The organism is Mucilaginibacter psychrotolerans (assembly GCF_004519315.1).
GTDB classification, from domain to species: domain Bacteria; phylum Bacteroidota; class Bacteroidia; order Sphingobacteriales; family Sphingobacteriaceae; genus Mucilaginibacter; species Mucilaginibacter psychrotolerans.
The window spans coordinates 58428-71179 of sequence record NZ_SOZE01000028.1 but is presented as its reverse complement, the minus strand read 5'-3'; the positions used below and the strand labels follow the sequence as shown (position 1 = coordinate 71179).

14 protein-coding genes and 1 pseudogene are annotated in these 12752 nt (G+C 46.4%); 9 read left to right on the top strand and 6 right to left on the bottom strand.

The window, feature by feature from the left end; translation table 11 throughout:
* A pseudogene (locus E2R66_RS28840) lies at positions 1-322 on the bottom strand (hypothetical protein); the annotation flags it as partial.
* Positions 323-471: 149 nt separating this feature from the next.
* On the opposite strand from E2R66_RS28840, the gene E2R66_RS21530 reads away from it, so the two are divergent.
* The 6 genes from E2R66_RS21530 (at position 472) to E2R66_RS21505 (ending at position 3690) form a co-directional block, all read left to right on the top strand.
* Positions 472-939: a DinB family protein gene (locus E2R66_RS21530; protein WP_133234527.1), complete on the top strand. Its 468-nt coding sequence runs from the start codon at positions 472-474 to the stop codon at positions 937-939.
* Position 940: 1 nt separating this feature from the next.
* Entirely contained in the window at positions 941-1351 is a 411-nt protein-coding gene (locus tag E2R66_RS21525) for a hypothetical protein (protein ID WP_133234529.1), read from the top strand.
* Positions 1348-1998 carry an SCO family protein gene (locus tag E2R66_RS21520; protein ID WP_133234531.1) on the top strand — a complete coding sequence of 217 codons (651 nt, stop codon included), beginning with the start codon at positions 1348-1350 and terminating at the stop codon, positions 1996-1998. The genes E2R66_RS21525 and E2R66_RS21520 overlap by 4 nt, the downstream gene beginning before the upstream one ends.
* The gene (locus tag E2R66_RS21515; RefSeq protein WP_133234533.1) at positions 1995-2414 is read left to right on the top strand and encodes a c-type cytochrome; all 420 of its coding nucleotides are present in this window, start codon (positions 1995-1997) and stop codon (positions 2412-2414) included. Before E2R66_RS21520 ends, E2R66_RS21515 begins: the two co-directional genes overlap by 4 nt.
* Positions 2415-2505: 91 nt before the next feature.
* Positions 2506-2727 (top strand): hypothetical protein, encoded by a 222-nt coding sequence (locus tag E2R66_RS21510; protein ID WP_133234535.1) that lies wholly within the window; start codon positions 2506-2508, stop codon positions 2725-2727.
* A gap of 12 nt (positions 2728-2739) precedes the next feature.
* A complete protein-coding gene (locus tag E2R66_RS21505) occupies positions 2740-3690 on the top strand; it encodes an aldo/keto reductase (RefSeq protein ID WP_133234537.1) in 951 nt (316 codons plus the stop codon).
* A 72-nt stretch (positions 3691-3762) separates the two neighbouring features.
* Here E2R66_RS21505 and E2R66_RS21500 read toward each other — a convergent pair whose 3' ends face one another.
* On the bottom strand, positions 3763-4716 hold the full coding sequence (locus E2R66_RS21500) for a hypothetical protein (protein ID WP_133234539.1): 954 nt from the start codon (positions 4714-4716) through the stop codon (positions 3763-3765).
* 288 nt (positions 4717-5004) lie between these two features.
* Here E2R66_RS21500 and E2R66_RS21495 point away from each other — a divergent pair, with 288 nt between their 5' ends.
* Complete coding sequence (locus tag E2R66_RS21495) at positions 5005-6300, top strand: PQQ-dependent sugar dehydrogenase (RefSeq protein ID WP_133234541.1); 1296 nt, start codon at positions 5005-5007, stop codon at positions 6298-6300.
* Positions 6301-6355: 55 nt separating this feature from the next.
* On the opposite strand, the gene E2R66_RS29030 is transcribed toward E2R66_RS21495, so the two are convergent.
* The gene (locus E2R66_RS29030) at positions 6356-6619 is read right to left on the bottom strand and encodes a hypothetical protein (protein WP_240049407.1); all 264 of its coding nucleotides are present in this window, start codon (positions 6617-6619) and stop codon (positions 6356-6358) included.
* On the opposite strand from E2R66_RS29030, the gene E2R66_RS29025 reads away from it, so the two are divergent.
* Positions 6515-6733 (top strand): transposase, encoded by a 219-nt coding sequence (locus E2R66_RS29025; protein WP_240049406.1) that lies wholly within the window; start codon positions 6515-6517, stop codon positions 6731-6733. The genes E2R66_RS29030 and E2R66_RS29025 overlap by 105 nt on opposite strands.
* 374 nt (positions 6734-7107) lie before the next feature.
* Here the strand turns inward: E2R66_RS29025 and E2R66_RS21485 are convergent, their stop codons facing one another.
* From E2R66_RS21485 to E2R66_RS21475, 3 genes are all read right to left on the bottom strand, one after another.
* Entirely contained in the window at positions 7108-7629 is a 522-nt protein-coding gene (locus tag E2R66_RS21485) for a hypothetical protein (protein ID WP_133234543.1), read from the bottom strand.
* A gap of 500 nt (positions 7630-8129) precedes the next feature.
* Complete coding sequence (locus tag E2R66_RS21480; protein ID WP_133234545.1) at positions 8130-10337, bottom strand: DUF3857 domain-containing protein; 2208 nt, start codon at positions 10335-10337, stop codon at positions 8130-8132.
* Between the two features lie 3 nt (positions 10338-10340).
* Positions 10341-12215, bottom strand: a complete 1875-nt coding sequence (locus E2R66_RS21475) for a transglutaminase-like domain-containing protein (protein ID WP_133234547.1) — start codon at positions 12213-12215, stop codon at positions 10341-10343.
* Between the two features lie 143 nt (positions 12216-12358).
* Here E2R66_RS21475 and E2R66_RS21470 point away from each other — a divergent pair, with 143 nt between their 5' ends.
* The gene (locus E2R66_RS21470; RefSeq protein WP_133234549.1) at positions 12359-12694 is read left to right on the top strand and encodes a MerR family transcriptional regulator; all 336 of its coding nucleotides are present in this window, start codon (positions 12359-12361) and stop codon (positions 12692-12694) included.
* Positions 12695-12752: the final 58 nt, after the last annotated feature.

The window sequence follows — 12752 nt, the reverse complement described above, 5'->3', positions numbered from 1 at the left end:
TCTTCTGCCGGAGGCTCAATTGGCGGGAAAGTTCGTAGCTGGAAATACCTTTTTTGTTGCAGGACATCGTATAGATAATATGGAACGCCTTACGTATAGGGAATTTAAGCATATGGAATAAGGTACGGGCGGTAGCTGATTCCGAATACTTGCATCTAGAACATATCCGGGTGCCTGCCTGCTTCCCGTTATAGTAACGGGAATGGCTGCAATTGCCACATTTATAACTTTGTTCCCATTTTTGCATAGCTAAGTACTCCCAACACTTTTCATCAGTTGAGAATTTCTCAGTAAACTCCAGTATATTTAATCCTTGAAACATAATTTTAGCGTATTTGGTATCTACAGCTTAAATATACTAAAATTATTAGCAATACCCAAGCGCCTTATTCTACGTGTTTATTCAATTCGTGAAATTAGTGTTCATACAATTCATGACATTCGTGTTTATAATTTTTACTTTTGTGGGCCATGAAAAGCTATTTTATTCGCCTGTTTAATTACGATGCCCACGCCAGTAAACAAGTTACCGCGCTGATGTTAAAACGTCCACAGGTAACACAACCAACTGCATTAATGGCACACATGCTGGTAGCGCAGCAAACCTGGCTTAAACGCTGCAAACACCTGCCCGCACCTGGCGGCCCGCTCTGGCCCGATTGGACAGCCGAAAGTTTCAACGCCCTTATAGATGCCAACCACGCGGAATGGACCGCCTACCTGGAAACCCTGCAACTTTCCGATTTCGACACCATAATTACCTATACCAATACCAAAGGCGAAGCGTTTAGAAATACGCTAAGCGATATACTTGCCCATGTAGTGAACCATGGCACACACCACCGCGCGCAAATTGGTCAATACCTGAAGCAGGCCGGCGCAGAGCTGCCTATTTCTGATTATATCTTTTACATCCGTACCCTTGAAGACAACCTTTAACATGAAAAAACTATTTGCCGCCGCATTATTGAGCCTACTGTTTGCAGCATGCACCGACCCCAAACAACAAGAAAAAACTTTATTAGACGAAGTAATAGCTGTGCACGACAGCGTGATGGTGAAAGATGAATTGGTGACCAAAGCCAAAATGCAACTGGATACGCTTGCAAAAAAAGACTCGGCGCTGAACGCGGATACTGCCGCCAAAAACCTGGTAAAAGTATTGGATAATGCTGTCACCAAAATGGAAGACTGGATGCATAAGTTTGATGCGGAAAACAAAGGCAAATCGCACGAGCAAATCATGACCTACCTGGCCGACCAGAAAAAACAGATAAAGGACATCGATAAACAATTCGATGCGGCTATTGAAGCAACAAACAACTATAAAAAATCGCTGATCAAAAAATGAGGAAACTGGCAATTATCATCGGCATAGTGCTGCTTTACGCAGCCTGCAAAAGCGACGGCAATAAAGCTACCCTGCCCATCTATGGAAACCGCGATACTAAAACCGATACGGTTGATGGTAAGCCGGTGGTAGATACCATTTATAACACTATACCTGCGTTCAAATTCGTTAATCAATATGGCGACAGTGTTACCGAAAAAAGCCTGAAAGGCGACATTTACGTTGCTGATTTCTTTTTCACTACCTGCCCCTCTATATGCCCCATCATGCATCGCAATATGCTGAAGGTTTACAACGAGTTCAAGAACGTAGCCGATTTCAAGATACTATCGCACACCATCGACCCAAAGCATGATACCGTGCCAGTGCTGAAAAAATACGCCGATGCCCTGGGCATCAATGGCAACAACTGGTGGTTGTTACAAGGCACCAAGGAAGATACCTATACCCTATCGGCCAGTTACCTGGTGAGCCCGCCTCAAGAAAATGCTAAAGAGAAATTTATACACGATGGTTATTTTATTTTGGTAGATAAGCAGAAACGCGTACGTGGCACTTACGATGGAACCCTGGAAAAAGAAGTGGACCGCCTGATAGCCGATATCAAAACCTTACGGGCCGAATCAAACACCCAAATCGCGCAATGAAATTCAAGGTAATTGCCGGCCTGGTGTTGCTGCTGGGCATCATAGCAGCTTCGTGCGGTAGCGAAACCGATATGGAGTTTAAACGTTACTACATCGGCGGAGAGCAGCTTTACCGTGAACGCTGCCAAAATTGCCACGGAAAAAACGGCGAGGGTCTTTCTAATCTCATCCCCCCGCTCACCGATAGCACTTTCCTGAAAACGAACAAAAAACTACTGGCCTGCATCGTTAATAATGGTGTAAACGGCCAGTTGCTGCGGGTAAGCGGCAAAAGCTTCGTGGGCAATATGCCTGCTAACGATATCGCCCCGGTAGACATCGCAAGGATACTCACTTACATCACCAACTCTTTCGGCAACAAAATGGGGACGGTAACTTCAGAAGATGTAGCACGCGATTTGAAGGATTGTAAGTAAATACTACGCTCTTTAACAATACCTTAAGGCTATCACTCCGTATTATCCAAACACAAACACCTACCCGTTGTTGCACTATAAAACGGATATTATGGAACAACAATTTGATGCGGTGCTTACCGGTTCGGACAGCGAAGTAAACGGTATTGCAACGCGGCTTGAGAGCGGTGCTTATGAATTCAACTCGCTGGACGGCAGCTTACATCTCATTATAGCCCGCGATGCGGAAGGCCGTTGGGAACGGATTGCAGGCTCTGAGCCATATTTTTCCGGCTGGATTGACGAACTTGCAGAACAAATACCCAAAGAATAAATATTAAAATCGATGGAAAAAAGAGAGTTAGGAAAATCGGGGCTGATGGTTCACCCCTTTGTTTTTGGCGGAAATGTTTTCGGTTGGACGGCCGACGAAAAAACCTCCTTTGGCTTGCTGGATGCCTTTGTAGATGGCGGCTTTAACTTTGTAGATACGGCTGATGTGTACTCAAAATGGGTACCGGGCCATACCGGCGGCGAATCTGAAACCATTATAGGCAACTGGCTTAAAAAAAGCGGCAAACGCGAAAAGATTATCCTGGCCACCAAGGTGGGCAAACCCATGGGCGAAGGCATGACTGGCTTATCTAAGGCTTATATCACTAAAGCGGTAGAAGATTCTTTGAAACGCCTGCAAACTGATTATATCGACCTTTACCAATCGCACGAGGATGATGCCAACACCCCGCTGGAAGAAACCCTCGCTACTTTTACCGATTTGATAAAGCAGGGAAAGGTGCGGGCCATCGGTGCATCCAACTATAACGGGCCCCGCCTGCGCGAAGCTTTGGAAGTGAGCAAGGCAAACGGTTTCGCCCGTTATGAAAGCCTGCAGCCTGAGTACAACCTTTACGCGCGTGAAGACTACGAACACCAGTACGAATCGCTATGCAGGGAGAACGGCCTCGGCGTAATCACCTACTTTTCACTGGCAAGCGGTTTCCTTACCGGCAAATACCGCTCAGAGGCCGATCTGAACAAAAGCAAAAGGGGCGCTGGTATCAAGAAATATTTAGACGGGCGCGGTTATAAAATACTAGCTGCCCTTGATAAAGTATCGGCGGAGTACAACAGTACACCTGCCGCCGTGGCCCTGGCCTGGCTAATGGCAAGACCAGGCATTACCGGTCCAATTGCCAGCGCTACCAGTGTGCAGCAACTGCAAGAGATTGGCAAAGCAGCAGAACTTAAGCTCAGTGCCGAAGCTATTGAGCTGCTCACTTCGGCCAGCAGCTACTGATATATGCATAAAAAGAGAGGCCTGCCGGATATCCGCAGGCCTCTCTTCATATATTTCGGTTATAAAAACTACTTAGAACCTTGCGGGGCGCATAAAGCCGCTCTGCCTTGCATTACGGTCGCCGCCTTGCTGGCCACTGTTACCGCCTTGCTGACCACCACCTTGTTGGCCGCCGTTGTGCTGACCTCCACCATTTTGGTTACCGCCACCTTGTTGGCCGCCCCAGCCACCGCCTTGCTGACCACCATTATGTTGACCGCCGCCTTGCTGAGCACCACCTTGCTGGCCACCGTTGTTCTGGCTACCACCACCTTGCTGGCCACCCCAACCGCCACCATTCGAAGGCTGTGGTTGTCCACCACCTTGTTGGCCGCCCCAGCCGCCATGCTGGCCACCGTTAGCAGGCTGCTGTGGTTGCCCACCACCCTGCTGACCACCCCAGCCGCCACGACCGTGATCGTCCCCATCGCGCTGGCCGTAGCCGTTGCGGTTATCGTCCCTCCTGCCCCAGCCATTGTTGCCACGGTTATCATCTCTGCCGCCCCAGCCATTGTTACTGCGATTATCATCTCTGCCGCCCCAGCCGTTATTTCCGTAGCCGCCGTTGCCACGGTTGGCATAATAGTTATCCCTGTGGTTCCAGTCGCCACGGTTAGGGTTACCACCCCAGCGTCCACGGTAAGCATCGTGGTTCATATATGGTCTGCGGCCACGTATCTCAAACCTGCGTGCGCTGCGCCAATCGTAATTGCGATATGCGCCTGGTAAATATTGAGCCCTCACCCAGCGGTTGCCATCATTATAAAAATAGCATTGGAGCGGTACGCTATAGTAGGCTTCTACCTCGGGTAAGTAATAGTAATCGTCGCTATCGTCAAAATCATCATTATAAATAACCTGGGGTTGCGGCGCATAAACGGGCCTTACCGGTACGTTGAAGCCAATATGTATAGATATTTGTGCTTGTGCCTTGTTTGCGAATAAACCGGCTAAAACCATTGCCGATAATAAATATATCTTTTTCATTTCGTTTAAATTTTATACATCTATGACGGGTTAAGAAAACGAAAGTTTAACGCGGGATGGCAATAATATCATAATACAGCGACCTATTGATATATAATTCTTTAAGACTATTATATTTTAAAATTAAATTCCGAATTGGGAAATTTGATAACGGTTTAGCAATTATAAATGCTGTTCCAAACCATCAAAAATATGCTGAGCTGATACGCATTTATTGTGGCGATTGGCTAAACATATTTCTGTTTACAAGGTTTTATAGGTTAATTTGAGTACAAACACAACTTTACAATGAAGATTATCAAACACCTACGAATTTTGCCGGTGGCTGCCGCCTGCTTCGCCTTGTTGCTTACCGCATGTGACGGCGATAAAGATAAAACAGCCCAAACAGATACCACTGCTACCGATACATCGGCAGTAACCCTAACCTTGCCTGCGGGCTTTAATGCTACCACCATAGCCAAAAACCTGGGCAGCGTACGGCATATATCCATCACACCGCAAGGGGGCATCTATGTAAAACATAAAAGTGCTGGTGGCAACGCGGGTATCTTATATCTTACTGAAGCTAATGGTGCAGCTACCGTAAAAACCTCGTTCGGAACCTTTGATGGCACGGGAATTTATGTGAAGAATGGCTACCTCTACGCCTCGTCTGACGAGGAGGTGTTCCGCTTTAAGCTGAACGCCAATAACGAAGTAGAAACGCCGGATAAACCCGAAAAAGTTGTAACCGGCCTTATAGCCCGCCACCAGCATGAAGCCAAAGCTATTTTGCTTGATGATGCCGGGAATCTATACGTAAATATTGGCGCATTCTCCAACTCCTGCCAGGTGAAAGACCGCACCAAAGAATCGCCGGGCCAGCCGGGCTGCCCTATCCTGGATTCTGCAGCGGGCATATGGCAGTTTAAGGCCGATAAGCTAAACCAAACTTATAAAGACGGCGTGCGTTACGCAACCGGCTTGCGCAATGTAATGGGTATGGACTGGAACAAAACCGCCAACCAATTATATGTAATGCAACACGGCCGCGACCAGCTACATGATAACTGGCCTGCATTGTACACCGAAGAGCAATCGGCCATATTGCCTGCCGAGTGCATGTTTGCCATGAACAAAGGCGACAATGCCGGTTGGCCATACGTTTATTACGACCAGGTACAGAAAAAGAAAATAGTGATGCCTGAATACGGCGGCGACGGCAAAAAAGAGGGCGACAGCAAATACCTTGACCCTGCTGCTGCTTTCCCCGGTCACCTTGCCCCCAATGGTTTATTGTTTTATACCGGCAGCCAGTTCCCAGAGCGTTATAAAAATGGCGCGTTCATAGCTTTCCACGGTTCCTGGAACCGGGCACCTGAGCCACAAGCAGGGTATTTCGTGGTTTTCCAGCCTTTAAAGAATGGCAAAGCCGATGGCCCGATGGAAGTATTTGCCGATGGCTTCTCAGGTTCTGCAGAAAATACCGCAAAAGGCAATGCTTTACGCCGCCCCTGCGGCCTTGCACAAGGACCCGATGGCTCGCTCTATGTAACCGATGATGTGAAAGGCGATATTTTTAAGATAAGCTACAAGAAGTAAGGATATGCTATATCCGTCGGTTTGCCTCACCCGTAAACCGACGGATATTTTGCCATCATACAATCTTCCCTGCCCCATGGGGCAAAATGTCGGTAGAAAGAATTTCCACAACCTTTTTTTGCCCCATAGGGGCAATACCTAAATCATGCACCCGAATACATTCACCCAAATACACATCCAGTGCGTGTTTGCTGTAAAATACAGGCAAGCGGTCATTGCGCCGGTATGGAAAGAACATCTTCACAAATACATAACCGGTATCGTTCAAAACAACGGGCACAAAATTATCGCTATCAACAGCATGCCAGATCATCTGCATTTGTTTTTCGGTTTTAGGCCAAATCAGGCGTTATCCGATTTAATGCGGATCGTGAAAGGAGACTCTTCGGAATGGATAAATAATCAGAGACTATGTACGGGAAAGTTTAGGTAGCAGGAAGGCTACGGGGCTTTTTCATACGGGCGTTCGCAGATAAAAACAGTTGCCGAATACGTTGAAAACCAAGAGGAGCACCATAAGAAACGAACATTTTTACAAGAATATAAAATACTGCTCGACAAGTTTGAAATTGAATATGACGACCAATACATTTTCACCCATTAGAATAAAAAAGTCGAATCGCTTTATGAGGTATTGCCCCTATGGGGCAAAGGGTGGGGTCTTTTGCGTGGCTACCGACATATTGCCCCCATGGGGCAAGCTACGTCCAAAGGTCAGCCTATCAGGTGGCCCACCCACATATTGGTAATGTGCAAATCATCCTTTATAAAAACGGGGTGAACCATTTTGGCTCACCCCGTTTTTTGTTAGCCGCTGAGGGTATAACGGTAGGTTAGGCTTTGCTGCATTTTCTCCTTAACGCGGTCAATAGCCTCCTCGCTTTCATCGCGCTCGGTTTTGTCGGTTGCTTCCATGTAGGCGTTTTGGTAAGCCTGGAGTGCCTTAGCCCATTGCCTGTTTTGTTCGGCGTAAAGGCCAAGCAACGCGTATGCAGAAGCTGCATCTACCCCCGGCGTTGCCAAGGCTTTGGCCGCAACGGCTGTCACCAGCCTGTCCATTTTCAGGAATACCACCAGGCTTAAGTAATGGAAATAATTATCAGGGAACAGAGGTTCCAGCTCCATGCAGGTTTTAAAGTGAAAGCCTGCGGTTTGGTAATCCTGTAAATCATAATAATATAGCTTGCCCAACTGGTGGTGCGCACGCGCGTAAGTTGCATCATCGGCAATAATGGCATTGAGCAAATTGAGTGCTTTTGGCGTTTCGCCGAATGATAGCTCATCAACAGCCTGCAAATACTTCTCTTCGATAGTATAATAAGTGTCCATAAAAATTAAAAATATCCTAAAGGGCAAGGCCAAAAGGGTTGTGTCGATAATAAATTAAAATTGTTTTCCGGGTGGTTATCCGGCGTACTATGAAGAGAAATGTATCCTTGATGCATAACTCCCCCACTGCTTGCCCAAGGCCAGCATATTGGTTTTGAAGGTTGAGTTATTGAATAGCATCGTATAATTATTTGCTGCAAAGGTAATTGACGCAGACGAGAAATACAAACACGATTTGAAGATTGCAGGGATTTAAGCTCTGCCGGGCACCTCACGGGAATTTTTTAAAAGAAAAAAGAGGCTGTAGCATAAACCGGTTAATAAAAACCATTCAAAATAAAACTTGGCTTTGTGCTCTCTGTGGTTCTCCCTCTGTGTCCTCTGTGGTAAAATTAACCACAAAGAGCAAGTTATGTCCTGCGCCAATTTTAATTTATTGTGCAAAGTGGTTTTTATTTTTGATACAGCCTCTTCTTTCTAAGCGTGTTATTATATCGTTGTTATTTTTCCAGCAATATTTTTTGGTTGTTGAACGCAAAGGCAGCATCAACCAGCTCGGCAACCAGTGGCCAGTCGGCAGCTTTCTCGAAATTGTTATTGTAGGTACGCGTTAGGGTAATGTTGAGCATATTACCCGCCACGACTGCCGTGCTAGAGAATGACCCGGTTTTGTTGCTTTTTTGCTTGTTCAGGTCCTCTACGCCAGTAACCTTATAGCCTGGCGGGATATTGAGGGCGATGATATACTTAAAACTGCGAGCGCCTGGCATATAAACATCGATGGCACGTTTGCGGTCTTTCTCTTCCAACTGTACAAACGACCCTGCAAGCTTACCAACATCTAAGATGTAGTTGTTGCCCGCCTTTTTTACGAAGTTGTTCAGTACCATGGTAGAGGTGTATTCAAAGGGCGGCAGGTTTACCTCGAGACCTTTGTTGATCACCTTATAATCGAGCAGTTGCGATGGTTCCTGGTCGAACTGGCTCTTTGCTTCGTCCATAAAGTCCTGGCGTAACTGTGCCGATGTTTTACCCATGCCTGCTAAAAAAGCATCAGCCGATTTTTTGGTCTGCGGGTTTTTAGAAAGGCGTTTCTCCAATGGGTCGCCGTTCACCAATTCGGTTAGGCCCGCGTCTATATCCATAGCACTCAACAGCTCTTTTTGGCCGCTATGGCGCAGAAAACCGGTTTGTTTAACCGTACGTTGTATTTTGATATGCTGGTAATCTGCCATCAGCCAAACGTTCAGTTTTTCCTCTATCTTGTTTTTATCAGCAGGGCTCACCGGTAAAGTAGCCTGGTATTCGTTGAATTCGTACTTGCGTGCGTTTTTGCGCTCGGGCGTAAGGGCAATGGCCTTTTCGCCCTGGAATTTGGCGGGTATTTCGTTAAAGTGGGTTACGGCATCGTAAAAGCTCATGTAAAGCGGGTTGTTGCCGTTGGCTATCCTAATGATGGCATCAAAATCGCTCATGATGAATACATTATCCAGCGAGCTCCCCTCACGCGATGCTACCAGCAATATATCGTGCGGTATATCCATATCGGTAAGTAGGCGGCTCATATCTATTACGGCGGTTTTGCTGCGGGCTGTACGGTAATTGAGCTGACTCATATCGTCGAGATCGCTCTTGATGAAATTGCCGAAAACGTGCAGTTTCCAGGTATCGTAAAAAACTTTCATCGAGCTATCAAGCGGCACCGCCCGCATCTTCTTTTTGCCGCCGAAGTAGTCTTTCAGCATCTTGGCCGGCTCTTCGTCTATCGGGTGGGTTTGCTCATTAAAGGCGCTTTCGAACAAGGCCTTATTAGCATCCATGCCGCCCGTTTTTTGATTGCCGTAGTAGTTGTTGAACATCTTGATTGAACTCTGGTTGCTTATCTCTATATAAGGCAACTGGCGAAAGGTGGATGTCCATTTTTGGGCCTGTATTTTAGGCAGGTCCTTCAGTTTTAAGTTATAAACTTTATCGCCGTTATCCAGCGTACTTTCCTGAAATGCCGGCGCACCGTTGGCATTGATGTACAGCACCGTCGATTTTTTATTCACCTGGAAATTAAGGGAATAATTAAGGATGGGATATTCATCGGCAAGTACGAAAACCTTGTCGTTATTTAAGTAGTTGTCGTCGTAACCTCTTTCAGATAAGTCGTTGTTGCTGATGTAGTAGTCCAGTATATCGCCTACCTGCAGGCCGGGGATAGCCAGCTTTCCTTGCTGATCTTTGCCTGTATTCTTCAGCAAAACTTCTTCGCCGGTGTTGATTACCACCTCCTGCCCGTTGGGTTTCAGGATTTTGGCACCTATGTAGGTTTCATGCAAATCTGTTATCTTAGTTATCAGTAGCGATATGCTTTTATCCAACAGCTTTTGATATTCGAGCGTGGAGTATCGTTCCAGGGCAGATTTATCGTTTATCTTAACCCGCTCGTGGAAGGTGGATATGCGGCTTACCTTATTACCAATACCAGCGGTAACAATAAAGAAATGCACCTTTAAATTTGATGTACGCTGCATAGTGTACGATTGCGCCAATATAACCGCCCCCTCGCCGGCATATTTGGCGGGTACTTCCTTCAGCAAAAATTCAGGCGGCGGCGCGCCCCATACCAGTTTCTGTATTTCGCCCGCCTTCTCGTTGTATGTTTGCGCCGAGAGGCCAAGCGTGGTGCATATAAACAAAATAAATAGTACCTGTTTTTTCATTCGTTATAAAGGTTTAAGTGTAACAGTGTCGTTATAGGCCTTAACCAATTGCTCTATATCCTGGTTCCATTGCGCAAATTTGGCTTTAACCATGTGTGTGTTTTTGATAAGGATATTCTTTTTATAAATAACCTTGGTTGGCGTAGCCGTGTATTGAATATGGAACTCATAATCGGGCGTGATGATATTCAGCGCGGTCGGCAGGAAATCTACCTTAAGCCCCGCAGGTATCAGCAACTCAGCCTCGCGTTTGATATCCATCTTATGACCAAACCAGTAATCGTGCTTGCGCTCCTCGGTTTTTATGATGCCGTCAATAAATTCGCGTGTGTGATCAAGGTCTACATAATAAGCCTTGCCGAACGATGATATCCCGTTTTTGGTACTTACCTGGTAGCTTACCGTTAAATTACCATCAGGCCTCTCCATTTGCGACATGGTAAGGTTAGTAATGGTGTAGTCGTTATTATCGCCAGACAGGTAATTGATCATCGCATCGGCAGCTTTTTCCCTGCGAATGCTGTTGAGGCCCACAAGCACCGCTTCCTTATCCTCCCCTTTCCAAATATAATTTACCGTCCCTTTTATGGCGCCATCTGCAATTTCGTATTTAGCGGTAGCGGTGTTGGCGTTTTGCCCCATTGCGGCAATGGGTACGCGGGTGAGCTTGTATTTGTCGCCATCTTCCATTAGCACTTGCCTGCCCTGTATGCGTTCGGCATATTCATCAAAGCCGATGTAGCTTTCGGTGGCATCCAAAAAATATGTTTTGCCTTTGATATCCAGAGCACATATCATGTGGTTATCTACCGATAGCGAGGGGGTTTGGTAATCGTAAGCAATGTGGTTGGTACCCAGCCAACACAGGCGTGCATCGTAACCGCTTGCGGTAAGTAGCGCCTTGGTTAGGTTGGCCATGCCTTTGCAATCGCCGTATTTTTTCCGAAGCACTTCATCCGGGCTCTCGGGTTTAAAGCCTGCCATGCCATCTTCAAAGGCAATGTAACGGATGTTATCCTGCACGTAATAATAAATGGCCTTAATCTTCTGGACATCGGTAGTTAGTCCGGCGGTAAGTTCTTTTGCCTTGGCAGTGATGGCGGCCTGATCTGTAGCCGTATTGCTTTTGGTTAGGCTATGGTACCATTTGTACTGATCGTCCAGCGTATTGAAATAAGTGAAGCTACCGCCCACCGGCGTTGCCGACTTACACATCACCAGCAAATGCGGATAAATGTAGCTTGGGCCTGGGCTGTTGCCCTCTTGTTTAGTTGCTGGCAGGTTTTGAATGCTGTAGGTGACCAGGTCGGCATCTTCGCTGCTGATATACTGGCTGCTTTTTCTGATGTTGAACGCACCGAAGTTGAGCTCTTTCAGTTCGACTTTCATCCAGCGAGGTATTTTTATGGCAACCGTTTTTTGCTCAAGGGCATAGGGCTCGGTAAAATAAATGCTGGTGAAATAGCGCGGATCGTTTACGGTTTGCTCGAAGGTGACAACACCCAATCCGCCTTTCCGGGGGATCGCCATAGGGAAGTAGCAGATCTTTTCGTCGGAATAAAAGATATCGTCGCTGCCGTAATAGGTATAAACGGGTTTAAAATCGCGCGGCTTATGGCCATCTACCTCGCAGTTTACCGAAGTTAACGTAACCTGGTTGTTGTAGTTGAGGGCCACCGGCACAGTAGCCTGGAAACGGGTTGATATATAACTAACGGTTTGCTTTTCTTTGATTTCTACCGCTGCCGTTTTTGCGTTGTAAACAAACTGGTAATTTTCGTCAGCAGACTTGATAGAGATGGTAGAATCGGCCGACTGGCCATAAACGATGTGGGCGAAAAACAGGCTAAAAAAAACCAAAAAGAGATATTTAGTCATAAGGTAATTAGAACCCTAACATAAGCTTTTTATTTAACCTGCGGAAACATCAGGGAATAATATATTCCAGGCCAGCCACAATTTTTTATCGATTTTTCGGCACCCCTGCTTTCGCACTAGTTACTAAAAAACTACCTTTGCGCATGCCTTACAAAGAACGCGAGATTAGCAAAGTGTACTATACCATGGGCGAGGTATCCGCCATGTTTGATGTGAATCAATCGCTCATCCGTTTTTATGAAAAGGAATTCGATGTGCTGCAGCCCAAGAAGAATAAAAAGGGCAACCGCTACTTCACACCCGAAGATATAGAGAATTTCAAGATCATCTTCCACCTCATCCGCGAGAAAGGCTTCACCCTGCAAGGTGCCAAAGATTACCTAAAAACCAATATGGGCGACAGCCGCGATAGCCAACGCGTGATCGACTCCCTGGAGAACCTGAAAAAATTCCTGCTGGAAGTACGCGACGAGCTATAATATCTGCCGCATAAACGCTATTTTTATTGCTTATAAACCTTATTGCCCTGCCTTTTGC